Source organism: Autumnicola musiva, from assembly GCF_031846585.1.
Taxonomy (GTDB): domain Bacteria; phylum Bacteroidota; class Bacteroidia; order Flavobacteriales; family Flavobacteriaceae; genus Autumnicola; species Autumnicola musiva.
Window position 1 is genome coordinate 1 of the sequence record NZ_JAVRHK010000005.1, and the last position, 22,662, is coordinate 22,662.

The following is a 22,662-nucleotide window of genomic DNA, read 5'->3' on the forward strand; positions in this document are numbered from 1 at the left end:
AATCGCCAATAAGCGGTAGCGTTATAAAGAAAATATTTACCTTGACAAACAAACCAATTCTAAGCCGACAAATCCGCGTCCCTTACTCCGCCAACTGGCGATAACCGCGGCCGTTGGCACAAATTGATTACAATGGTTTATGGTTGGATTGAATAAAAGATAACAACAGTTTTAGATTTGCTGAGGCAATACTTGGAGGTTAATTTGAGAAAGGATAAATACATTTATATACTAAATGAGATATATAGATTGGATATTTTAAAAAATTTAGCCATACATTAATTAAAAAATTTAGATATGAAAAAAGGACTATTTATTACGTTAACAGTGCTTTTATTTAGTGCTTGTAAAAATCAATATAATATAAAAACCAATGCTGCATTACCTGAATATATGAAAATTGTTAATGGGCAAACTACAATTAATGATTCCTCAATAGTATGTGAATTGAGCCTTAAACAATTGCCAACACAACTTAGATTTAATAGTAATGGATTAAAAGTCAATGCTAGGGAGTATGAGTGGGGAGTTTATTTTGATAATAATAATGATGGAAATTATGACCTTTCTCTCGCTGTATCTAATTGGAAATCTGAGAAAAAAAAAGAAAAGGAAGGTGAGATTCTTAAATATACACAGACAAACATTTGGAAAATTGAGAACGAAGGAGGATCCAACATTGGATATATTGATTCTAAAATAGAGGGAGATAAGATCATTTTAACTGCATTATTTGGTGCAAATAAATTAAATGAAATTTCATCTAGCTCTAAAATTAAATATCAAACATATTATAATAGTGGAACTGAAACATATAAAGATTCTTTAATAATAGAAAATTGATTGAATCAGGTATTTTTAAGAAATCAACTTGTGCCAACAATCGGTTCATCGCAAATAACGGGTATTGTCGAAAAAATTTCAACTATTTTTAAAACATAATCAGGTAGTTTTGGGACAGACTGCCGTTGGCAACAAGCTGAAAAATTATATCCTAATAAGGATAGAAATTTACGAAACATAATTGCGATTATCATTCAAAAGAAAATATGACTGACCGAAAAAAATCAATCAAATATAAATTCTCAAATTATGCCAAATATTTTATCAAAGAAATTATTCCAGTAACAATCGGAATTTTAATAGCTCTTTATATAAATAATTGGAATGAAAATCGAAAAAACACAAACTATATAAACCAGATTTCTTCTTCAATTGATAAAGAATTAAATGAAACCAATGAAGATATAATTGACAATATAGAGATTCAAAAATCCCTTATTGACACTCTTGATTTTTATGAAAAGAATAGCAAAATTTCAATATTAATTGCTGTGAAAAAAGCTAAGGGAATTCATATGCCTAAAATCAAAATAAATTCTTGGAAAGCTATTTCTAATACGAAAATTGAATTGATGTCATACAATAAAGTATCTGCTCTGGCCAATATTGAAGAACAGAAAGAAATATTGAATACGAAGATTGAAAATTTAATGAAGTTCATTTACTCAAATACAAAAGAAACTGGAATTGATAAAAAGCAACTTTTAAAATTAATGATGCAAGATATCATTAGTACAGAAAAAACAGTACAAAATGAAATTTATAGAATTAAAAGGAAATAAAGCCAGTTGCCAACAACGCATAAGAAAGTGCCTTAACCTTTCGGTTGACATCAAGCTTAAGCCCATGAAAATAATAGTACTTTGCTAAATGACCCTCCAGAGTTTCCCGGAAGAAACCAATCTCCACTTCGGCAAGCCATTTGACGAACTTTCTAGTCCATTTCTCTTTGCTTAAGTCTTCCGGAATATCGATACCGTTGAAATGAAGAAAAGATTTGATTTGGGTCTTGGTTCTTGCAAGGTCTCGCGCAATGGTTTTTCTCAACCGAACAAGGCTTCTGTCTGCCAAAGTTTCTAAAGAAGGAATGTAAATTGGAGTCAGCTCACCATTCTTTAGAGAACGGGCGATCTTTTTACTATCCCTCGAATCATTTTTCTGAACCTTCTCTTTTCCAGTAGTGGGAACATCTGCAGGATTCACCACAATGGATTGAATACCCAGTTCCAGTAACCGATAATGAGGCATAAAACCGGCAAAACCAGCCTCATAGGCACTGAAGTAACTCCCGCCAGGTAATTCTCCTCTAGGTGGTTCAAGAGGGTCTGGGCATTAGCATTTTGGGAAAAGGTTTTCTGGTAATATGGATCCATCATTACCGTTACATTCCAGCTCTTAAGGTGGGTGTCGATACCAACATAAATATTTTGGCCGGTGAAGTCGAATTGTGTACTTTGTGTCTGCATAGGTTTTGGATTTAAAGTAAGTAACTAGATATTACTATATTACAATAACCATCTGAAACTTACACTTTTATCCTTATACAAACATAGGGCCTACTCCCGCAACTTGCGAGAACCGCAAACCGTTGTGAGCAAGCTTAAATGAAAAAATTATGATACAATTATTCTGGTCAATATTAAATATTACAATTCTCTTATTCTTCTTATACTTATTTGTTGGGTTGCTATTTCAGGGAAAAAAGATATTTGAAGGTAAATTTAAAAATCTTTCAATTGCTATATTGATTTTAGGTGTATTTCATATAGTTTCAGCTAATGATTCTGAAAAATTAGATAGTATTATTATTGATGACAATTACAACCTAGAAAATAGTACTCAATCGGAGACAATTATTTTAGAAGAAAATATGACGATGAATATCAATTTATCGGTTGTCTATTCAAATAAAAATGAGGTTTTAGTTCCTATAAGAGCAACAAGTTATCTTACAGGTTTAGTAAGCGGTTATGATTGGAAAATTGAATCTGTTAATACAACAGACAAGAATGAAAAAGAAAAAAATGATTTCATTGCAAGTGGAATTTTAGAATGGAAATTATTTGGAATAACAATTTATAGCCAGGAAAAAACTTTCGAAGGAAAAATCTAACTATAAGCCAGCTCACAACAAAGAACTGAGCTAAGTTCCAAGTAAACTATTCCATTTTTGATACAAAATTTTCATCATAAGGCAGGCCTGATTTCGTGATCGCAAAAGCTTGTTTAAGAAGTTTATTACAGACTGCAATCAATGCCAGTTTCTTGCTCTTTCCCTTGGTTATTATTCGTTCATAGATCTCTTTGCAGGCTTTGTTGTGTTTACAGGCTGTGAAACTGCACATGAATATCCACCAGCTGTTTCGGTAAAACAGTGCCACTTTAAAAGCTTGAATTTAGCACCCATTTAGGAGACTCAACTCATAAGACGCTAATACATTAAAGCAAAATTATTTATAGATTTGAAGCTAGTACCCGTAAACCTGAAACAAAAAGATTTTTTTCTCAAGTAGTAGATTTATTACAAAGTGCCCGGCAAAAAGTAGTACGGTCTGTAAACCAAACCATGGTTCTTACCTAATTTAAAATAGGCAAAATGATTTTTGAGGAAGAACAAAATAATTAAGAAAGAGCTGCTTACCGAAAACATCTCTTAAATGGACTTTCAGAAGTACTGACAAAGGAGTTCGGTATGGGATTTTCTCAGACCAACCTGAAACAAATGAGACGATTTTATCTCATTTTTTCAAAAGGTCTGACCCTGCCTGGCGATTCACAGGAAAACCGCAAACACTATTTGCAAAATAGCATTTCCGGGACAGCGTCCCGTTTAAATTCAGATTGTAAACCTAAACAACAAATTTGTACCTTTATAATCTAAATTTTTATAGTTATGGGAGCACTGGAGTTACGGGAGGAATTGCATAAATACATAGAAATTGGTGATAAAAAGTTATTAAACGCCCTGCATAAGACCGCACGGCAATACATGGAACAACAAAGACGGTTAAACCAAATGATTGCCGAAGGGGAAGAAGATATAGCGGCAGGTAAAATTTATAGCATAGCAGAGGCAAAAAAAATAGTAGCTGATTGGGAGAAAGAATAAAACCTGTTTTATTCTTAGCCATGCTCACGTGGTTCAGGATTTAAATTTATGAATAAAGAACCCATTGTTCCCCCGGAAATTTTGGATAAATACTCCCACTTCTTTAAAAAATTAAAGCGTGGGGTAAGCAAACATTTAGGAAAAGCCCCGCATAAGCCGGTAATGCTTTTAGCAGTCATACGGGGAATACGAAAAAACCAGATTACGGATAACCGCCTCTTTATAACTCCTGAACTACTGTTGAATTTTAGGGAAACCTGGAATCAGGTTGTAGATACCGGCCATACAGAGAATTTCGCCCTCCCTTTTTTCCATATGCGTTCCGAACCTTTCTGGCAGCTGGTGGCGAAACCGGGAATGGAAATTGGCATCACCCGTTCCGGCAGCATACGCAGTTTTAAAAATTTACAGGAAACCGTGGCATTTGCCCAGATTGACCCGAGATTATTCCTGCTGCTGCAACAGCCGCAAACCCGCGAATACCTTGAAGCACAATTACTACAACAGTATTTTTATACTACCAAAACCAATTACAGGGATAACCGTGATTCTGCCGAAGAGTCGGAGCTGGAATACCAGATCACCCATTCATCGGGTGAAGAATACCGGGAACGATTACTTCTTTTAAAATCCCAATTAGACGAAAGCCGGTACCAGGAAGAACTGTTTATACGCGGCGGTCTATTTAAGCGCAGTATCCCCAGGATTTACGACCATCGTTGCTGTATCTCGGGAATGCGCATTATGGCCACGCCAAATATCCAGATGATCGATGCCTGCCATATTCACCCCTTCAGCCTTTCCAATGACGATACCGTGAGAAACGGCATTGCCCTCTCTCCTAACCTGCACCGGGCATTTGACCGCGGGCTAATAAGCATAACGGCAGATTATAAAGTTAAAGTTTCGGCTTTAGTCCACGATAAAGATTCGGAGTTCACCTTGAAACAGTTTGAAGACGAACCTATCCTCCTGCCGGAAAAAGAAGAATGGCAGCCATCAATAGAGTCTTTAATCTGGCACCGGGAGGAAGTGTTTTTGGGGTGAAAGTTTATAAATTCAGCAGATAACTGGTACTTCTTCCCCCACCCTTCTTAATAAAAGCACCTTTATCAAATAAGTCCTGAAGATCACGGGTAGCAGTAGATTTAGAGGTTCTGTTAAGAGAAATGTATTTACCGGCATTCATACCGCCTTCAAATCCTTTATAGCCTTCTGCAAGCATTCTCTTTACTGTTTTGAGCTGTCGCTCATTTAGCTTATCCTGGAATTTATCAAAAAATTTTGCCTTCTTCACTGAAAAATTGATAAGCTGCCCGGCATCCTCCTGAGCTTCCAGGGTTGTTTTTACGAAATAATTAATCCATGGGGTTATCTCGTTGGACCGCTGTGCTTTTTTTAAAGCTTCATAATAATTTTTTTTTTGGCTTCAATCGCCTTGGAAAGACTTAGCAAAACAGGTCGTTGAAGGTATTGGGAAAGGGCTTTCTTTGAAATAGCGCGACCAATCCTGCCGTTACCGTCTTCGAAAGGGTGGATGCTCTCAAAATAAAGATGTGCCACCGCAGCACGAATTACAGGTTGTTTTATTTCTTCATTCGAACCCGGCGCAGTATTATTAAACCAATTAATAAAATTTTTCATTTCAATAGGTACGGTTGAAGAAGGCGGAGCTTCGTAATTCACTATTTCTCTTCCCATCGCCCCGGAGATTACCTGCATAGGTTCATTGTGATCTCTCCAGGCAGCCATATTTACAGCTGAACTTCCTTTCATTAACATCGCATGCCAATTAAACAACACTCTTTCTGATAATGGCTTTTGAAAATGTTTTTGTGCATCAACCATCATTTGAGAAACGCCTTGAGCTCTTTGATCTTTCACGGCTTCCCGTTTACTATTTAGCCCGAGATTATTGCGGATGGAAGACATGACATCCTTTCTACTTAAGTATTCTCCTTCGATCTCTGAAGTCTTCAGAGCCTCTGCCACTAATAAATCGACGATAGATTCAAATTGAAGTTCTTCCGGCAAAACCTCCATTGCTCCGTTGAGCCTGCCGGCTCTTTCAGAAAAAGCATAGAGATCTTTCTCCACTTCAACCGTAGAATATTTAAATTCAGGCCAATCTTTTTGTTGCCAGTTATATTTCATGAGCCGAATAGAAATATTAATCGGCTCAAATATAGTAAAAAAATGAACCGAATAGATTTATAAATCGGCTCATTTATATGAAATTACGAGCGTTTTTATCGAAGACACCTTACAATGAGTGGTAAAGAAGCACAAGAAATGGTTGATGCCGGCACATTTACCCTTTCAATTATACCATTGAAAATGACATCGCTCTTTCCTCAATTCTCTATCGCGCCTTTGACCGCGAGCTAATAAGCATAACAGCAAATTATAAAGTAAAAGTTTCGGCTTTAGTCAACGATAAAGATTCCGAATTTACTTTACACCAATTTGATAACCAGCCTATCCTGTTACCTTGCAAAAAAGAATGGCATCCTTCTATCGAATCCCTTACCTGTTACAGGAAAGAAGTTTTTTTAGGGTAAAAAGTAGGATTAAGTTTTAAATTTCCCGGTGGTCAAGATCCCGTATAGTTTTAAAAATAAGCTATTTTTTGCCGTAGCCAGCCCATAAATCGATTCCGGTTTAGTCAAACCTAATTAAAATATTATTGTAATAAATAGTAGTAGCAGCCTCAAAACCGGAATCTGTACCCACAATTACCCAAATCTCCCCATTCTCATCAGATTTCATTACAAATGGATCCTGGTTGCTTAAGGTCTTTAAAGCATATACATCTTCCTCCAGACCATTCGAGAAATCTCCAAGATTAATCATATCCTCTCCTTCCTCAGCCTGGTTTCCCTTGTCTATATTCATCCGGTAAATCCCATTATCATCCAGTTCTTTCACCGGTTCCACCTGGCTTGCACCTGCTTTAATATAAACGCTGCTTCCGGGTGAGCCACCGACGCCAAAAGAATTATCAGGGGCATTGGTTGCAAATTCCAGGGTGAAAGTGATATCATAATTGGAATTGGGCTTTAGCCCTGTGATTTTCCTTTTTATAAACATAAACAGATCATCACTATGGTTATTTCCCGACTGTTTGATAGCATGATCATCCTGATCCAACGGGGACGGAAGTGCAGCATACGCATATTCCAATTCATAAAAGCTTTCTTCACCTTCCGGATAATCTGCAAAGTCGGCCTGCCATTCCTCCACTCCTGTATTAAAGTTAAAGGACTTCTGTAGCGGATCATTGCCTGTATCGCCATCTGAACAGCCTGAGAATAATAAAATCATTAGCAAAAGATAAATATTTTTATTCATCCCATTTATTTTTATAAGTTATCTACTACAGATTAGGGACACGGCAAAAGGTTGCTTGCGGTAATGTTAAAAAGTATATCCTTAATCTTTTCTTATCGCGCATAGAGAACTAAGCCTCCACAATTAAATAATTCGCGGTTCAAATCGGGAAAAAGGAATAATCGCCATGAACCACGCACCAAATTTTGGAGTTGATGAAAATTGTATAAAAATTGGTGTAAAATCTTTTTCATCATTACTGTTGGAACGGGCAAATAGCGAATAAAGGACTATTTTATGACCGGATTAGGTTTTTAATCAGCTCCTAATACCAAGACTGAATAATTCCAAAAACGATCAAATCATAACTGAAAAAATATTTCCACAAATTAAACCTGTAACATTTTCCCTTAAAGCCGTCCTATAAATACATCATTACATCAATCATCTTATGAAGTATTCATTATCAACCTCGATCATTTTATCAATTTTAATCTTCTTTCCTTTCCTAAAATCCCAAGGGCAAACAGGGAATGATTCCGGAAAGATATCCCGGCAAATAGATTCCATCCTTACCTCAAAATCCCTTAACGGCAAACTCAACGGAAATGTGCTGGTGCTAAAAGACGGGAAAGAACTTTATCAAAATTCTTTTGGGTTTGCCGATGCCAATAAAACAAAAAAACTAACCAGAGACTACCGGTTTAACATCGGATCCGTTTACAAAGAGTTTCCTGCAGTTGCTATTATGCAGCTAAAGGAAAGCGGGAGACTCAAGCTGCAGGATAAATTAAGTACATATTTACCCGGGCTTCCCAATTGGGCACACACTATATCTATTCTTAATTTACTACAGTATTCCGGCGGACTTCCAAAAATCGATTGGGGCGGCCACTTCAGTAAAGGGGAAACGGTAACCGATGCTATGATCATGAGCGATTTACAAAAGATAAAACAGCTCGATTTCTCTCCCGGGAGCGACTATCTTTATTCCAATTACAGCCCGATATTACTGACTAAAATAGTAGAACATATCAGCGGTCAGGATTTCCAAAAGTATGCTCGTCTAAACCTGTTTGATCCTTATGGATTGGAAAACTCTAAAATTAGCGAACAGTACCCTTATAAGGATAAAACTTTGATGGCCATTCCCTTCAATGAAAATTACGAAGCTGACAGTTATAAAATTTCCATGCCCCTGATTTTATTCAGTGCTACTACAGAAGATATGTATCAATGGTTTCATCACCTGGATTCCTTTCATATTGTAAGTAAGAATTCGGTAGAAATACTCTCGCAGGAAGCAAAAGAGGGTACTAATATCCAGGCTCCACTGGGACGATGTGATTGGAAAAATGGGCAGGTAGTGGAACACTCCCATCACGGCTCCAGCGCCAGTTACGAGTGCGTGATTAGAAGGTTTAAGCAGGACGACCTTAGTATCATCATTCTTACCAATCAAAAACACCGGAATGTCTATGATATATCTGATGAGATTTTAGCGTTGTTCGAAAAAGGGTAATTCCAATTAAGACTTTGCCTGTTTTTCCTAATTCTATAAAATAACCCGTTCATGAAAACGAAACTTCTCCTATTTCTACTTTTTAGCCTGCTGTTAACTACTTCCAAAGCACAAAAAAGGAATTTAAGCAAGACGCAGGTGGAGCAGGATCTGGAATTCCTGACCACAATCCTAAATGAAAACGCTTCATACGTGTACCTAAACGATTATGATTTCCAAAAGGATTTTGAAAATTATCTGCAAACCATACATGACTCCGTCCCACTTGAAAATTTCGGATTGTTCCTTACCAAAAGCATAGGAAAAATTGGCGACAGACATTCTTACATCAAAGGCTTCAGTATAGATTCGCTCTTTTTACCATTTATGTATGCACCCTTACATCAAAAGGTGGTTGTTTTAGATTTAAATACAAACATGGCGCTAAGAATACTTCATCCAAAATTCCCGTATCTCAAAAAAATTGACGGAATGCCTATCGAAGATTTTCTAAAAAAAATACGGCCTGAAGATTTAATGGCTCCAGAAGAAACCTATTTTACCAGGGCGGTCCGGGATATTCGTGATATTCAAAAAAACTATAAACTACTGGGTAAAACCCTGCCTGAAGAAATTAAACTAAGACTTACGGATGCCACATTTCAAAACGATACCACGATCATCGTTTCACCGGTTGAAAAAGCAGTCAGGTTTCGGCCCTGGGATGAAGAATTCGGTAGAAATTATATTCTTGTAAAAGATGAAGATTACAATAATCCGGAAATTATAAAACCACTTTTTAGAATAGAAGATAATATTGCTTACATCAAACTTCCGGCCCTGCCCGATGAAGAGGAAGCACCTCAACTTTTTGAAAAGGTCAATACTGTTATGAAATCTATTAAAGATAAGAGCAGAGCTTTAATTATCGACCTAAGAAGCAACGGTGGCGGCACCCGGGATTTAATGTATGAATTTGCAAAGTATTTAGTGCATCCGGATTCGGTATATGTAATAAACGCTACCAAACAAAGGGGCCCAATTCCATTACCAAAAGATTATAAAGAAGGTTTGAATACCAGGTTTTTGTATGCCTTTTCAGAATTGAATCCTATCGAGCAAAAAAGAATTACGGCATTTTTGAAGACCTTTAAACCAAGGTATGTTTTAGATGATAGTAAATACAGTGAATACTATTTCGGTTTATTTAATGGGAAGAAATTAACCGAACCAGACTTTTACTATGACAAACCTGTTTACATTTTAGCCAATGAAAAAACTTTTAGTGCGGCATCAGTTTTTGTTGCTGCTTTTAAAGGAGTTCCAAATGTCCATATTGTAGGGGTTACAACCGATGGTTCCAGTGGGAATAGCGAGCGGTTTGAATTACCAAATTCACAATTACGGGGAAAAATAAGTACGATGGTTTCTTTTCAAAAAGACGGAAAAATCTTTGACGGATTTGGGACAGAACCCGACATAAAAATTGAAAGAGATATAGATCAGGTACTGTGGAAATCTGACTCTCAACTTGAAAAAGTAAGAATCCTGATATTGAACCAAAAATAAAGCTATTTATTTCCAGAAAAAGCGGAAAATTGAGGCATCGAGATAATATTCTGCTATTTTAGCTACTCTAATCTTAAATTTACTATCATGAAAGAACTTATTGAAAACCTTCAGTCTACTTACCAATCCTTCCAAACCGATGCCAACGCGCAATCGGAAAGTGGCAACAAAAGCGCCGGAACCAGGGCAAGAAAATCTTCTTTAGAGCTGGAAAAGCTGTTGAAAGAGTTTCGCAAAGTCTCTATCGCAGAATCAAAAAAGTAAAAAATCGCTCTCCTTTTTTAGGAGGTTTTTATTTTGAACCAGGCTTCAGGAGGCCATTTTCTGAAGCCTATTCCAGTTTGGTCAGAAAGAAATAACCATTCCCAGTTCAACTCATGAATTTTTCTGAACATTATACTACGCTTTATAGGATGGCAGTTTCACAAATTGAAAGTGATCAATACAAACAAGATCATTTAATTGATTCTCCATTGGATAAGAGATTTGGCATTACATTACTTCTTCGCCCACCGAAAGAAACTACATATAATATCCAAAATCTTCTTTCGGACTTGAAAGAAATAAATCCTTCCCAGTATTATTATCCCAATTCAGACATACATATTACTGTAATGTCAATAATTTCATGTTATGATGGTTTTAGTATAGAAAAAATTTCGGTACCGGAATATGTGCATCTTGTAAAAAGAAGTCTTCAAGGTATAGGAAAATTTAAAATTAGTTTTAAAGGGATTACGGCTGCTGCTTCTGGAGTGATGATTCAGGGTTTTCCAGAGCAAGAAACGCTAAATTCTCTTAGAAATAATCTCAGAATAAATTTTAAAAGTTCAGATCTGGAACAGACAATCGATAAGAGATATTCCATTCAAACCGCACATTCTACCGTAGTAAGGTTTCGCCATAAGTTAAATGAAAAAGATAATTTTTTAAAGGTACTACAAAACTACAGGAAACATGACTTTGGATCTTTTGAAGTGCAGGAACTGGAATTGGTTTATAATGACTGGTATCAAAGAGAAGAAAATACAAAATTGCTGAAAAAATTTATATTGAAGTAAGGACAATCCTCTATCTGGAAATTCTTTTAAAATGTACCAAATAAGTTAAAGGCTTTGTTAGATAAAAATATCTATTTTGCATGAACTAATAAGATTTCTTCAAGCCTTGTGGTATATCTCGGAGAGAGTTTTTCCTGCCTTGCTTTCCAGGTACGGCCAAGATCCTGCCCTGCAAATTTCACCTTATCTGACAAATTTCTATTTAGGTGATCGATGGTTTTCATCAGTTGTTCATGTTTTGAATTTACTGTAGAAAACAGCGATAACTGGCGCTGGCTTTCCGGGATTAATCCCATAAGTATGATTCCCGCTTTTTTGTATTCATAGCCCTGCCTGAAAATTTTGGCCAGGCCAGATAAAGCAGCTTTGGTAATTTCAATTGTTGAGTTTGCAGGAGAAGCCAACTTCACGGCTATATTACACCTATATTGCTTTAAGTCCTGCCGATGAGGATTGGTGTGCAGGAAAACATAGATCATACTACAGCAGGATTGTTGCTTTCTGAGTTTATAGGCTCCCCTGGCACAGTAGGTACTTACCCGCTCTCTTAGTTCATGGTATTCGGAATACATTTTTTCAAATGCCCGTGTTACGGCAATATTCTTTTTGATGACCGGCTCTTCCAGATCCAAAATATTTTCACCGGAAAGATCTCTTTTTAACCTTAACCCCACCTGTGTCATTTCCTTTCGCACGTATTCGTGAGGGAGCTTTGTAAACTGTAGGGCATTATAGACCTTAATCCCCTGAAGCTTTTTAGCATGCTGCCATCCGATTCCCCATACATCTTCTATTCTTGTACATGCCAGTGCCTTATCAATTTTTTCTGCGGAATCCAGGATATACACTCCACCTGTCCTATTACTGAATTTCTTAGCAATTTTATTTGCAATTTTAGCTAATGATTTTGTAGGTGCTATACCCACACTAATTGGAATACCTGTTCCCCGCTTTACTTTTTCAACCATATTCAGTCCAAGTTGTCTCAGGTCAAAAAACCTGAAGCCTTCAAACTTTAGAAAAGATTCATCTATAGAATAGATTTCAATTTCCGGAGTAAACCCAGATAGAATATTCATCACCCTGGAACTCATATCCCCATAAAGGGCATAATTAGAGGAAAATACCTGTACATTTCTATTCTTAAATATCTTTTCATATAAAAAAGCAGGAGCTCCCATAGGAATATCAAGAGCTTTAGCTTCATTTGACCTGGCGATAACGCAGCCATCATTATTAGACAGCACCACAACGGCTTTATCTTTAATCATTGGGTTAAAAACCCTTTCACAGGAAGCATAGAAATTATTACAATCTACCAAGGCAAACATTACATATTTTTTACAACACTGGTGACAATTCCCCAAATAATAAAGTCATTATCCCCGGTAACTTTTATAGGCTTGTAATTTTCATTTTCCGCCATAAGCCAAATCACATCCTTCTCAATTTTCAACCGCTTTACTATAAATTCCCCATCAATAAAACACACCGCTATTTTTCCGTTTATAGGTTCTATGCTTTTATCTATTATTAGTAGATCGCCATCATGGATCCCGGCATTTTTCATAGAATCTCCCTTTACCCTCCCAAAGAAGGTGGCATCTTTGTTTTTAATAAATTCCCTGTTAAGATCAATGGAATGCTCCAAATGATCGTCCGCCGGGGAAGGAAAACCTGCCGAAATTCCTGCATCAACAATCGGCAATTTGTACTCCTTACCCTCATCTGCTTTAAATATATCCACGCTTATCATGAAAGCAAAAATAGCTTTAGGATTATTTCCTAGCAAATGGAATTTATCCTAATTTTGTTTAAAATGTATTTTATGGGACTTTTAGATATAAGAAATATTAGAAGTGAGGCTCCACAACAGACTGTAGAAGATGCACACCTAGGCGTTTCCTGTGATTACCTCTTTTCTGCTAAACGTAGTAAAAAAGGCAGCGATTATATTTACATGAAGGTTTGGGTATTTATAACATGCTGGCAGGGACATCAGTATCAGCAATATGGTTTTCATACAGGGGATTACATGCAGTGGCAGGAACTTATATTAAAGAGGATAGAACACTGTCTGCTCACTTATAGTGTAGACCCTTTGCAAACCAAGCGTATGCTACGGGAAATAGAACCCTCAAAAGATAAAATGATAATGTGGGATGAGAATATGAATGGAATCATAAGATAACTTTTTTGCGATTCATGTCCCCTGCTATTTTCCTTGTAATGTAATTAATTCCAGTTATGACAAGCATTAGAAAATCCAAACAAGCTCTTCTAAACAAAAAAGGAAGAGTACGCCAACAGCAAACTGGAAGATGAATTTTTATAAGCTTTGGGTGCAGAAAAGATTCCAGGTACATAAACATATTATTAATTTAAAGTTTAACTCAAACTACAATATTTATAACCTTATGAAATTTTCATCTACAACGGTTTTAGCAAAAAATTAAAGCAGGAATTATAGAATATTAAACAATAAAGAAGCAGAGGATGGATAACAAAAGACTAGAATTATCGTTAAAATTTAGTTAAAGGTATCAAATTCGGTTACACTAAAAACAGGATCTCTGAAAGGTGCAGGAATAAAGGGATTTCGTGATTTTTGGATAGTTCCTCTTTCTCCGCTAAAAAGCCCCGAAACATTAGTGTTTGCGGGGCTTTTGCTTTTTAAAAATACAGCAAGATTAAATGCTGTCCTAGTAATTATATTGTATAGGTTATGACACCAATCCGGCCTCTAATGGGGCTTTAATTAATTTTTCAGGAGTAATGGGCAAATCCCGCATTCGCTTTCCTGTCGCATTAAAGATGGCATTTGCAATTGAAGCGGCAACGCTTGTGATACCAAGTTCACCAATACCCTTGATGCCCATAGCGTTAGCGATTTTATCTTCTTCCGGTAAGAAAACCACATCAATGTTAGCCATATCCAGATTTACCGGCACATGATAATCGGCAAGGGAACGAGTAATAAAATTACCAAAGTTTGGCTCCACTTTAGTCTGCTCCGCCAATACCATTCCTGCTCCCATAGTTAACCCACCGATAATTTGACCGTAGGCAGTTTTAGGATTTACAATTTTCCCTGCAGAACCTACATTAACCATCCTTTTAATTCGGTACATCCCTGTATCTTTATCTACCCACACTTCAGAAAAATTAGCTCCGAAAGAGAAAACTGAATGCTTTTTAAATTCCTCTGATGGCGTTGCGGTACCTTCAGCTTCAAATTTGTCCAGATTATTTGTCTTCAAAAGTTCGGCTACTGCTATATCCTCATCTTTACCTATATTTCTATTTTGTTTCAATTTCGAAATAGCGTTCAGGCAGGCGGCACGCGCACCATTACAGTAAGAGGCTGCTCCCCAGGAACCTCCCGAGCCTGGTGTAAGCGGAAACAATGAATCTCCCAGTTCCACCGTCACCTGCTCTACTGGAATCCCCAGGTATTCTGCAGCAGTTTGGGCAATAATAGTATAACTCCCTGTCCCAATATCTGTTGCATCCATCTGGATGGTGGCATAAACTTTATTACCATCCAGCTCCAGTATTACCTTTGAAGATGTTTCCCTGTAAGGTGCCCTTCGTGAAGCAGCACTTACACCATAGCCTATAAGCCAGTTACCTTCCTGTTTGGTTCGGGGTTTCATATTTCGGTTTTCCCAACCAAATTTATCCGCACCAATGCGCAGGCATTCTTTTAAGAGCCGGGATGAAAATGGTTTATTCTCACTTAAATCTATTTGTGTGTCATTTTTTATTCTAAATTCAACAGGATCCATTTTTAATTTCCAGGCCATTTCATCCATTGCAGATTCCAATGCAAAACTTCCGGTTGCTTCTCCCGGAGCCCTCATAGCAAAAGGGGTTTGAAAATTCATTGGTATTAACCTGTACTTTATTTCACTATTGGGAACATCATAAAGCATTTTTGTCATCATCCCGCAAGGTTCCTGGTACTCCTGATATGTAGAAGTATGAGATAAAGTTTCATGAGACATAGCAGTGAGTGTACCATCACTTTTTGCCCCAATCTGCATTCGCTGTTCATTAAATTGCCTCATACCGGTATTGGTAAACATTTGGTGCCTGGTGACGGTAAACTGAACAGGACGTCCCAGCATTTTTGAAGCCATAACCGCCATAATTGCATGACGCTCTGTGTTTAATTTAGAACCAAATCCCCCACCTACATAAGCGGCAATTACCCTAACATCTTTCTTTGGAATTTGAAATGTATCAGATATTGCTATCGTTGAGTGTTCAACCATTTGCTGGCTTGCATAGGCAGTTACTTTTCCATTTTCCCAGGAGGCAATAATGGCGTGCAATTCCATAGGATGATGATGTTCTATAGGAGTATTATAAATTGCGTCCAGTGTTTCATCAGCCTCTGCCATTCCGGCTGCCATATCTCCACGGAAATAATCAGAATTCTCATTGGGTTTATAGGCTTTTGATCTTGATTCATCAAAATCTATGGCCGGATTTGAATCCTGTTTATATTCAAATTTCACCAATCTGGCTGCATACTGTGCCTGCTCAAAAGTTTCAGCCACAACCACCCCCACAAATTCTCCATAGTAATTAACTTTTGGACTTTGCAAAACAGGAGCAATAGTTGTTGTAGAGAGTTGCGGCATTTCTTCATCAAAAGTATTTAGCTTTTCAGCATTTTTATACGTAATTACCGCCAGTACCCCATCTAATTTTTCTGCTTCCGCAGTATCTACAGAAATAATTTCACCCTTAGCTATTGTACTATTAATTCCCTGTGCATATAGCTTATTTTCAACAGGAAATTCAGAAGCATATTTTGCCATTCCCGTAACTTTTAACCGGCCATCTATCCTGTTAATAGCTTCTCCTACTCCAGATGCTTTAAATTTATTCATAATAATTTTTTGATTTTTTTAATTGGCTTATGCTTTTCTTTCGTAAGCCTGGGTAAGTGCCCTTACTATAGCTTTTTTACCCATTTCCACCTTATATTTATTGTCTTCCAAAGGTTTTGCTTCATTCATAGTAAGCTCGGCTGCAGCTTCAAAATTTGCCTGGTTGGGAATCTTTCCGGAAAGATAATTTTCAGCATCGATTAATTTCCAGGGCTTATGTGCTATCCCGCCCATTGCGAGTCCCGCTTTTGTAATAACCCCACCTTTGATTTGTAAACCAGCTGCGACCGAAACCAAAGCGAAAGCATAACTGGCGCGCTCCCGGATCTTTAAATAATAATAATGATCTGAAAATGTGGATTCTGATAAGTGGATAGCAGTGATTAATTCTCCCGGCATAAGATTGGTGTCATTTTCAGGATCGTCTCCCGGTAAACGGTGGAAATCGTTGAATTCAATCATTCTGGATGAGCCATCTTGTTTTTGAACTTCTACTTTTGCCCCAATTGCCGCCAATGCCACACACATATCTGAAGGGTGTACGGCAACACACTTATCACTCCACCCAAAAACAGCATGTAAGGCATTCATACCTTTTAAAGCTCCGCATCCTGTACCTGGTTCTCTTTTATTACAGGGCATGGAGGTTTCATAGAAATAAGGACAACGTGTACGCTGTAAAAGGTTTCCACCGTTGGTAGCCATATTTCGAAGTTGCGCTGTGGCGGCAGAAAGCATTGCCATGGACAACAAAGGGTATTTTGTACGGACTTCACGGTGATTGGCAGTTTCAGAATTATTCAGCATTCCACCCAAGGTTAAACCGCCATTTTCATTCGGGGTAACTTTTTTGTAGTCCAGACCGGCAACATCAATAAGCTCATCGGGACGCTCCACATCCTCCTTCATCAAATCTATTAAATTTGTGCCTCCCCCTAAATAATGGGCATTTGTATTAGAATTTGCCGCCCGCAGCGCTTCTTCTGTATTTTTTGCACCTGTGTAAGTGAATGGTCTCATAGTTTTTAGTTTTATATCCTGAATTTCAACCCTTGTAGTTGTGTGGGATTTATGAAATTATTCTTAAGAATTCTTCGCCTTTTCCATTTGCTCCTGTGTGGCGAACACCCAGGTAGGCATCTCGTCATCACCCGAATGTACTTCTTTAAAAGCCTGAACAATGTTATTATAGGCTCCGCAACGGCAAATATTTCCGGACATTCTTTCTCTGATTTCTTCTTCGGAAAGTTTTATATTGGTTTCAATATTTTTGAAATTTTCCGTTACATAACTGGCTTCCCCATTTTCAGCTTCTTCAAGAAGCGCTACCGAAGAACAGATTTGCCCTGAAGTACAATATCCACATTGGAAGCCATCGTGTTTTAGAAAAGCCTGCTGCATTGGGTGAAGTTCACCATCTTCTGCTAAGCCTTCAACAGTGGTAATTTCTTTATCTTCACAGGTTGCCGCTAATGTAAGACAGGAAAGCTTTCGCTTACCATCAATCATTACCGTACAGGCACCGCACTGTCCGTGGTCACAACCTTTTTTAGACCCGGTAAGTGCTAAGCGTTCCCGTAGTGCATCGAGTAAGGTGGTACGGGAATCCAGTGTTAGCGGTTTCAGCATATCATTTACCCGCAAATTTACTTTTACTTCATTAAGAAAAACCGCCGGGTCATCAGGAAGATCTTTGGCTGTACTTGCAAATAATTCTGAAGTAAAATAAGAAGAAGCCATCATACTTAAACTGGCCGCAGAAATTTGTTTTAAAAATTTTCTGCGGGAAGTCCCTTTTTTAAAACCAAGCTGATCAAAGATTTTTTCTTCATCTTCGGTTAATTTATCAGATTCTGTTTTGTCTTTCCATTTTTCCATTTCATCCATAAGCTCTATTGTTGGATTTCAAGATAGAACATATTTTTAATCACTTAGCTATATTTTATAAATATTGTAACGTTTCAATTAATTTACAGAATACCTGAATTTTGCTTTTTGCTATTAAGATTTAGGCTGAAAGAACCATCTTAAGCAGTTTTAGTATCCTTTTGAGACAGAGTATGATTCTCTCTTTCGCCTTATGGAAGAAAACTCTAGATAAGTGAGTGATTTCCACAACCACTCCACCGGCCCCTGTGTAAAATATTTTAACCAGTACTGGCTGAATTTCAGTTGTAAGTAAAAAATGGCAATAGCCATCAATATATTTAGAGCGGGAGAAGTTTTATCGAATAGGCCCATCCCAAAATTGTAAAATAGCATCAGGCCAAAAACGGTTTGTAGCAGGTAATTTGTCAATGCCATCCTACCCATTGCCGCTAATGGTTTGAGTATTGGGTAAAAAGATTTTACTCTGAACAGGAGAGTAATTCCGGTGATATAAAAGATAGTAACGCAAACATTGTAAATGCTATAGAGGAACCCCGCCAGCCATTTCAATTCCGGTACTACCTCAATTCTGGGAAGAGTAACATAATTATTTAGCAGCATCAGCAATCCCGTTACCAGCAAAAAAAGGATAGCTATTTCCATAATTTTATTCCATCTTTTGAATTTCTGAACATTCTCCTCTATGGAAGTGAATAATTTAATCTGCCCGGCATAAAAACCCAGAAGAAAAAATCCGAAGGTCATCAACAATCTCCCGCTTTCCAGCTGATATTTAATTTTAGCCGGCCAGGAGCTCCAATTCTCCTTTAAAACTGTAGTAAAACCTTCATTTTTAACCAGAGAATAGTATTTTTTTGCCTCCTCTGCCATAGGTAAGTTAACTGCCGCATCCGGTAGTCCTACTTTGAAAAACTCATATATATGTACGGGAAGGTTTAAAATTAATAATAAAGCAAGTACAGGAATGAGTTTTAGAGGTAAAAGGCGGGAAAATATTAATCCTATTCCTAAAACGGCATATATGGCCAATATGTCCCCCCGCCAAACTGTATGGTGCAACACACCAATTAGAAAAAGCAGGAATAAACGCCAGATATAAGTCCTTAAATTTCCCTTTCCAAAATTGTTTTTGCCAAATTGAAGATAAAAACCTAACCCAAATAAAAAAGAAAACACAGAAAAGAATTTCCCGAGTACAAGAGCTCCAAAAATACCGAATGCTATCCCATCGGCTGTACTGCCATATTTAAAATATACTTCCTGAGGCAATGATGCGCCTGTGTACCATATAATCATATGAGCGTACAGAATTCCGGCCAGGGCAAATCCTCTTAACACATCAATGGTGTCAATACGATTTTTGGTACTTGTAATGGTGCTCTCTCCCATAGCATTTTAGTCACTCAAAGATAAATTTTGTAAAATTTATATCCCTCCATCATGAGCAAAATCAAAATAATTTTTCCAAGATAGCCAGAAGGGGGATTTTCTAAGCAAAGATTTATTATTTAAAACTTTGAAAAAATCTATTTGAATGTCCGTATTTATTCATAACATCAGAAACCTACATCAAGCACCAGTTGAGAACTTTTAGTACTAAGAATTTTTGAACAGGAGAAGGTTTTAACCATTATATTGCGGTTTCCGGATATTCATAAAATCAAGCCTTATTTTCCACAAAAAAGCCCCGTAACATAAAAGCTGCAGGGCTTATCATTTTTGTTCTTCAAATTCAGAAACAAAAAACCGCCCGAAAATATCTGTAATATATTCCGGACGGCATAGTCAACTAACTCAACATCTAAAACTTATAAGTAAGATTAGCTACAAAATTCCGTGGAGTTTGAGGATTAATCGTAGACCATCCATTATAATACTCTTCATCGCTTAAATTATTCAGTTTAAGAGTAATGGCAAATTTTTCAACATTGTAGAAAACAGAAGCATTAAAGACAGTATAGGAAGGCAGGGTAAAAACCCCCAGTTGTCTGTTAAAAATCATATTTTCACTTGCATAATTCCCTCCAAAACCAAATCCGAAGCCTTGAAGATTACCTGCAGAGAACCTGTAGCTTGCCCATAGATTAGCCAGATTTTCAGGGCCCGCAGATTCCGGTCTTCTGTTTAAGAGGGCTGTCTGGTCAGATTCTGTTAATTCGCTTTCATTATGACTATAACCTGCTATAAGATTCAAGCCTTCCAGTGGAGTAGCAATAATGCTTGCTTCAAAACCCCGACTGTAAAGTTCTCCATCCTGCACAAAATAAAATGGCCTTGATGCGTCTTCCATTACAATATTGGAAACCTGAATATCATAATAACTCAAGCTGGCGGTAAGCCTGTTCTCCAAAAGATTAAATTTGGTACCTACCTCAAACTGTCTGGCATGTTCTGGATCAAACGTAACTGTTGTGGTTAAACCTTCCTCAGGATTTCCTTCCTCGTCTGGGGCTACATTACTGAATCCATCCATATAATTGGCAAAAATTGAAATTTTATCCATCAATGGCTGATAAACAACTCCGAATTTTGGTGACAAAGCAGTCTGGCTGTTATCTTCACTTTCAAAACGATCTATTCTTAAACTCGCCATAGCTGATAGCTGAGGGGTAAAGTTTATAACATCTGAAATATAGGCACTGTAGATATTCTCTTCTGTAGAGGCATTATTTCTGGCAGCACCTGCCAGTAAATCGTCTGTAGCTGCTTTAGAAAGTATTCCATTATCATTATCAGTAATATAATTACCTGGTGTATAAATTCCGAAGACGCTCTCGTTTACATTTTGATTATCTGCATTACCAATGTACACTCTCCCGTTTGTAATATATCCGGAACTGTTATTAATGGTTTGCCTGTTAAAATAATCAAGCCCTATCAACATCCTGTTTCGCAAACCGGCGATTTCAAAATCACCTATAAAATTCTGCTGAATATCGGTAGTTAAAGTAGTGGAATTCTGATCATTAATATATCGATTAAACACCACTCCCTCATCAAGGTTCGTAACTTCCCCGGGGATTTCATCCTGCTCCTTTAGAGAATTGGTTATTTCGTAAAGGTAAGAGTAATAACCGTCAGTTTTCGCGGAACTTCTGGAGACGACCGTTTGGGAAGTCCAGTTATCGGAAAGGTCATAAAACATCTGGCCCTGCAGGCTGAAATTAGGATTTTCTACAGTTAAATCGTTACTGGTATAAGAAAGGTCAGGATTATAAGCTAATTCTTCCATATTGGTCACAGTAAGTGGAGAACCTCGATCCAGAAACAGCATAAGAGGATTAGTACTTTCACTATTGTAAAACTCAGTATTCAGGTAAAACGAAAGCCGATCGTTTACTTTATAACTAAGGGCAGGAGCCACAAAAAATGATTCTTGAAAACCTGCATCCTGAAAGCTGTTTTCCCAGTGATAGGCGGTATTTACCCGTAAAGCCACATCTCCTGCTTCATCCAGGGGTGTATTCACATCTGCAGTGATCCTGTTTAAACCATAACTTCCCATTGTGTAAGAAATATCTCCTCCGAAATAATTGTATGGCTTTTTAGTTACAATATTTATAAGACCGCCATAAGAAATAAGACTACTGCCATATAGAGTTCCTGAAGGGCCTTTTACCACCTCAATTCGTTCAATATTTGCAGGGTCAGGACTGGCATTTGTTAAACCGGGCAATCCATTTACCAAAGTTGGCTGTACTGCAAAACCTCTGATTGAAAAATATCCAGCACCGTCTCCACCCCTACCGGTAGATTCCCATAATTGGGTAATCCCGGGGGCATTTTTAAGAGCATCACCAAAATCGGTTACTACCTGTTCTTTTAAAAGCTCTGTGGTGATAGTGTTATAAACCTGGGGATTCTCAATATCCTTTAGAGGTATTTTGGACACATAATCACTTTTTGTACGCGAAAAGTCATTCATGTTGCCATTAGCACGAAGCACTACCTCTCCCAACTGCTCTTGTTTGCTATTCAAAATAATATTTGGAATTGTAGTGGTTTGATTACCCTGTACTGAAACAGCTATTTCTTTGGTTTGATAACCTACGTAAGAAATTCTAAGGGTGTAATTTCCCGTGGGTATGGAACGCAGTGAAAATTCTCCTTCAGAATCTGACTCAGTTCCAATGGTGGTACCTTCTATATCTATATTGGCACTGGAAACCGGAGCTCCGTTATTGTTGATTATTTTTCCCCGAAGACTACCTCCGGTTTGGGTATAACCTAATTGTACTACTGCCAGCAGAAGGCCTAGCAGAAAGTATTTTTGATTCATAGTAGTAGTATTAATTTAGACTTGTTTTAAATAACAGCAGCAAATGTAAAAAGCCTGTATCAGAAAAAAAAGCTTATTTAAAATTATTATAAATAATAATCCCTTCATTCCAGAGAAAGAATTAATATAGGTTATGGTACCACATATAAAATTGATCTGGAATTAACATTAAGAGAGCT

22 protein-coding genes and 2 pseudogenes are annotated in these 22,662 nt (G+C 37.4%); 11 read left to right on the forward strand and 13 right to left on the reverse strand.

Annotated features, from left to right (window positions below; translation table 11 throughout):
* The first annotated feature begins 297 nt into the window (after window positions 1-297).
* Both RM539_RS08340 and RM539_RS08345 read left to right on the forward strand, forming a co-directional pair.
* Window positions 298-843: a hypothetical protein gene (locus RM539_RS08340; RefSeq protein WP_311502933.1), complete on the forward strand. Its 546-nt coding sequence runs from the start codon at window positions 298-300 to the stop codon at window positions 841-843.
* 206 nt (window positions 844-1,049) lie between these two features.
* On the forward strand, window positions 1,050-1,625 hold the full coding sequence (locus tag RM539_RS08345) for a hypothetical protein (protein WP_311502934.1): 576 nt from the start codon (window positions 1,050-1,052) through the stop codon (window positions 1,623-1,625).
* Here the strand turns inward: RM539_RS08345 and RM539_RS08350 are convergent.
* Entirely contained in the window at window positions 1,612-2,091 is a 480-nt protein-coding gene (locus RM539_RS08350) for an IS110 family transposase (protein WP_311502935.1), read from the reverse strand. The genes RM539_RS08345 and RM539_RS08350 overlap by 14 nt on opposite strands.
* The gene (locus RM539_RS08355; protein ID WP_311502936.1) at window positions 2,043-2,309 is read right to left on the reverse strand and encodes a hypothetical protein; all 267 of its coding nucleotides are present in this window, start codon (window positions 2,307-2,309) and stop codon (window positions 2,043-2,045) included. The genes RM539_RS08350 and RM539_RS08355 overlap by 49 nt, the downstream gene beginning before the upstream one ends.
* 149 nt (window positions 2,310-2,458) lie before the next feature.
* Here RM539_RS08355 and RM539_RS08360 point away from each other — a divergent pair, with 149 nt between their 5' ends.
* Window positions 2,459-2,956 (forward strand): hypothetical protein, encoded by a 498-nt coding sequence (locus RM539_RS08360; protein WP_311502937.1) that lies wholly within the window; start codon window positions 2,459-2,461, stop codon window positions 2,954-2,956.
* A gap of 46 nt (window positions 2,957-3,002) precedes the next feature.
* Here the strand turns inward: RM539_RS08360 and RM539_RS08365 are convergent.
* A pseudogene (locus RM539_RS08365) lies at window positions 3,003-3,194 on the reverse strand (IS110 family transposase); the annotation flags it as partial.
* 287 nt (window positions 3,195-3,481) lie between these two features.
* Between RM539_RS08365 and RM539_RS20090 the strand changes: the two are divergent.
* From RM539_RS20090 to RM539_RS08375, 3 genes and pseudogenes are all read left to right on the forward strand, one after another.
* Window positions 3,482-3,724 (forward strand): annotated as a pseudogene (locus RM539_RS20090) (DUF1016 N-terminal domain-containing protein); the annotation flags it as partial.
* A 12-nt stretch (window positions 3,725-3,736) separates the two neighbouring features.
* The gene (locus RM539_RS08370; protein ID WP_311502938.1) at window positions 3,737-3,952 is read left to right on the forward strand and encodes a hypothetical protein; all 216 of its coding nucleotides are present in this window, start codon (window positions 3,737-3,739) and stop codon (window positions 3,950-3,952) included.
* A gap of 48 nt (window positions 3,953-4,000) precedes the next feature.
* The gene (locus tag RM539_RS08375) at window positions 4,001-4,999 is read left to right on the forward strand and encodes an HNH endonuclease (protein WP_311502939.1); all 999 of its coding nucleotides are present in this window, start codon (window positions 4,001-4,003) and stop codon (window positions 4,997-4,999) included.
* A gap of 4 nt (window positions 5,000-5,003) precedes the next feature.
* Here RM539_RS08375 and RM539_RS08380 read toward each other — a convergent pair whose 3' ends face one another.
* From RM539_RS08380 to RM539_RS08390, 3 genes are all read right to left on the reverse strand, one after another.
* Window positions 5,004-5,249: a Fic family protein gene (locus RM539_RS08380; protein ID WP_311502940.1), complete on the reverse strand. Its 246-nt coding sequence runs from the start codon at window positions 5,247-5,249 to the stop codon at window positions 5,004-5,006.
* Window positions 5,250-5,350: 101 nt separating this feature from the next.
* Entirely contained in the window at window positions 5,351-6,106 is a 756-nt protein-coding gene (locus RM539_RS08385; RefSeq protein WP_311502941.1) for a Fic family protein, read from the reverse strand.
* Between the two features lie 507 nt (window positions 6,107-6,613).
* Window positions 6,614-7,303 carry a hypothetical protein gene (locus tag RM539_RS08390; protein WP_311502942.1) on the reverse strand — a complete coding sequence of 230 codons (690 nt, stop codon included), beginning with the start codon at window positions 7,301-7,303 and terminating at the stop codon, window positions 6,614-6,616.
* A 430-nt stretch (window positions 7,304-7,733) separates the two neighbouring features.
* Between RM539_RS08390 and RM539_RS08395 the strand changes: the two genes are divergently transcribed.
* The 4 genes from RM539_RS08395 (at window position 7,734) to RM539_RS08410 (ending at window position 11,413) form a co-directional block, all read left to right on the forward strand.
* Entirely contained in the window at window positions 7,734-8,804 is a 1,071-nt protein-coding gene (locus RM539_RS08395; protein ID WP_311502943.1) for a serine hydrolase domain-containing protein, read from the forward strand.
* Window positions 8,805-8,855: 51 nt separating this feature from the next.
* Window positions 8,856-10,352: a S41 family peptidase gene (locus RM539_RS08400; RefSeq protein ID WP_311502944.1), complete on the forward strand. Its 1,497-nt coding sequence runs from the start codon at window positions 8,856-8,858 to the stop codon at window positions 10,350-10,352.
* Between the two features lie 87 nt (window positions 10,353-10,439).
* Entirely contained in the window at window positions 10,440-10,616 is a 177-nt protein-coding gene (locus RM539_RS08405) for a histone H1 (protein ID WP_311502945.1), read from the forward strand.
* Window positions 10,617-10,729: 113 nt separating this feature from the next.
* Complete coding sequence (locus tag RM539_RS08410) at window positions 10,730-11,413, forward strand: 2'-5' RNA ligase family protein (RefSeq protein ID WP_311502946.1); 684 nt, start codon at window positions 10,730-10,732, stop codon at window positions 11,411-11,413.
* A gap of 71 nt (window positions 11,414-11,484) precedes the next feature.
* On the opposite strand, the gene RM539_RS08415 is transcribed toward RM539_RS08410, so the two are convergent.
* Both RM539_RS08415 and RM539_RS08420 read right to left on the reverse strand, forming a co-directional pair.
* Complete coding sequence (locus RM539_RS08415; RefSeq protein WP_311502947.1) at window positions 11,485-12,744, reverse strand: Y-family DNA polymerase; 1,260 nt, start codon at window positions 12,742-12,744, stop codon at window positions 11,485-11,487.
* Window positions 12,744-13,169, reverse strand: coding sequence for a LexA family protein (locus RM539_RS08420; RefSeq protein ID WP_311502948.1), 426 nt, complete (start codon window positions 13,167-13,169; stop codon window positions 12,744-12,746). The genes RM539_RS08415 and RM539_RS08420 overlap by 1 nt, the downstream gene beginning before the upstream one ends.
* Window positions 13,170-13,241: 72 nt before the next feature.
* On the opposite strand from RM539_RS08420, the gene RM539_RS08425 reads away from it, so the two are divergent.
* Window positions 13,242-13,604, forward strand: a complete 363-nt coding sequence (locus tag RM539_RS08425; protein WP_311502949.1) for a hypothetical protein — start codon at window positions 13,242-13,244, stop codon at window positions 13,602-13,604.
* A gap of 532 nt (window positions 13,605-14,136) precedes the next feature.
* Here the strand turns inward: RM539_RS08425 and RM539_RS08430 are convergent.
* The 5 genes from RM539_RS08430 to RM539_RS08450 all read right to left on the reverse strand — a co-directional run bounded on the left by RM539_RS08430 (window position 14,137) and on the right by RM539_RS08450 (window position 22,483).
* On the reverse strand, window positions 14,137-16,314 hold the full coding sequence (locus RM539_RS08430; protein WP_311502950.1) for a xanthine dehydrogenase family protein molybdopterin-binding subunit: 2,178 nt from the start codon (window positions 16,312-16,314) through the stop codon (window positions 14,137-14,139).
* A 27-nt stretch (window positions 16,315-16,341) separates the two neighbouring features.
* Window positions 16,342-17,334 (reverse strand): FAD binding domain-containing protein, encoded by a 993-nt coding sequence (locus tag RM539_RS08435; protein WP_311502951.1) that lies wholly within the window; start codon window positions 17,332-17,334, stop codon window positions 16,342-16,344.
* 63 nt (window positions 17,335-17,397) lie between these two features.
* The gene (locus tag RM539_RS08440; protein ID WP_311502952.1) at window positions 17,398-18,201 is read right to left on the reverse strand and encodes a 2Fe-2S iron-sulfur cluster-binding protein; all 804 of its coding nucleotides are present in this window, start codon (window positions 18,199-18,201) and stop codon (window positions 17,398-17,400) included.
* 150 nt (window positions 18,202-18,351) lie between these two features.
* Complete coding sequence (locus tag RM539_RS08445; RefSeq protein WP_311502953.1) at window positions 18,352-19,593, reverse strand: DUF418 domain-containing protein; 1,242 nt, start codon at window positions 19,591-19,593, stop codon at window positions 18,352-18,354.
* Window positions 19,594-20,005: 412 nt separating this feature from the next.
* Entirely contained in the window at window positions 20,006-22,483 is a 2,478-nt protein-coding gene (locus tag RM539_RS08450; protein WP_311502954.1) for a TonB-dependent siderophore receptor, read from the reverse strand.
* Window positions 22,484-22,662 lie beyond the last annotated feature (179 nt).

Coding starts and splice junctions, on each gene's coding strand:
- RM539_RS08375 (WP_311502939.1), top strand. CDS start 4,001: ATGAATAAAGAACCCATTGTTCCCCCGGAAATTTTGGATAAATACTCC.
- RM539_RS08385 (WP_311502941.1), bottom strand. CDS start 6,106: ATGAAATATAACTGGCAACAAAAAGATTGGCCTGAATTTAAATATTCT.
- RM539_RS08390 (WP_311502942.1), bottom strand. CDS start 7,303: ATGAATAAAAATATTTATCTTTTGCTAATGATTTTATTATTCTCAGGC.
- RM539_RS08445 (WP_311502953.1), bottom strand. CDS start 19,593: ATGGGAGAGAGCACCATTACAAGTACCAAAAATCGTATTGACACCATT.
- RM539_RS08370 (WP_311502938.1), top strand. CDS start 3,737: ATGGGAGCACTGGAGTTACGGGAGGAATTGCATAAATACATAGAAATT.
- RM539_RS08440 (WP_311502952.1), bottom strand. CDS start 18,201: ATGGATGAAATGGAAAAATGGAAAGACAAAACAGAATCTGATAAATTA.
- RM539_RS08400 (WP_311502944.1), top strand. CDS start 8,856: ATGAAAACGAAACTTCTCCTATTTCTACTTTTTAGCCTGCTGTTAACT.
- RM539_RS08410 (WP_311502946.1), top strand. CDS start 10,730: ATGAATTTTTCTGAACATTATACTACGCTTTATAGGATGGCAGTTTCA.
- RM539_RS08360 (WP_311502937.1), top strand. CDS start 2,459: ATGATACAATTATTCTGGTCAATATTAAATATTACAATTCTCTTATTC.
- RM539_RS08450 (WP_311502954.1), bottom strand. CDS start 22,483: ATGAATCAAAAATACTTTCTGCTAGGCCTTCTGCTGGCAGTAGTACAA.
- RM539_RS08340 (WP_311502933.1), top strand. CDS start 298: ATGAAAAAAGGACTATTTATTACGTTAACAGTGCTTTTATTTAGTGCT.
- RM539_RS08405 (WP_311502945.1), top strand. CDS start 10,440: ATGAAAGAACTTATTGAAAACCTTCAGTCTACTTACCAATCCTTCCAA.
- RM539_RS08355 (WP_311502936.1), bottom strand. CDS start 2,309: ATGCAGACACAAAGTACACAATTCGACTTCACCGGCCAAAATATTTAT.
- RM539_RS08425 (WP_311502949.1), top strand. CDS start 13,242: ATGGGACTTTTAGATATAAGAAATATTAGAAGTGAGGCTCCACAACAG.
- RM539_RS08420 (WP_311502948.1), bottom strand. CDS start 13,169: ATGATAAGCGTGGATATATTTAAAGCAGATGAGGGTAAGGAGTACAAA.
- RM539_RS08435 (WP_311502951.1), bottom strand. CDS start 17,334: ATGAGACCATTCACTTACACAGGTGCAAAAAATACAGAAGAAGCGCTG.
- RM539_RS08430 (WP_311502950.1), bottom strand. CDS start 16,314: ATGAATAAATTTAAAGCATCTGGAGTAGGAGAAGCTATTAACAGGATA.
- RM539_RS08415 (WP_311502947.1), bottom strand. CDS start 12,744: ATGTTTGCCTTGGTAGATTGTAATAATTTCTATGCTTCCTGTGAAAGG.
- RM539_RS08350 (WP_311502935.1), bottom strand. CDS start 2,091: ATGCCTCATTATCGGTTACTGGAACTGGGTATTCAATCCATTGTGGTG.
- RM539_RS08345 (WP_311502934.1), top strand. CDS start 1,050: ATGACTGACCGAAAAAAATCAATCAAATATAAATTCTCAAATTATGCC.
- RM539_RS08395 (WP_311502943.1), top strand. CDS start 7,734: ATGAAGTATTCATTATCAACCTCGATCATTTTATCAATTTTAATCTTC.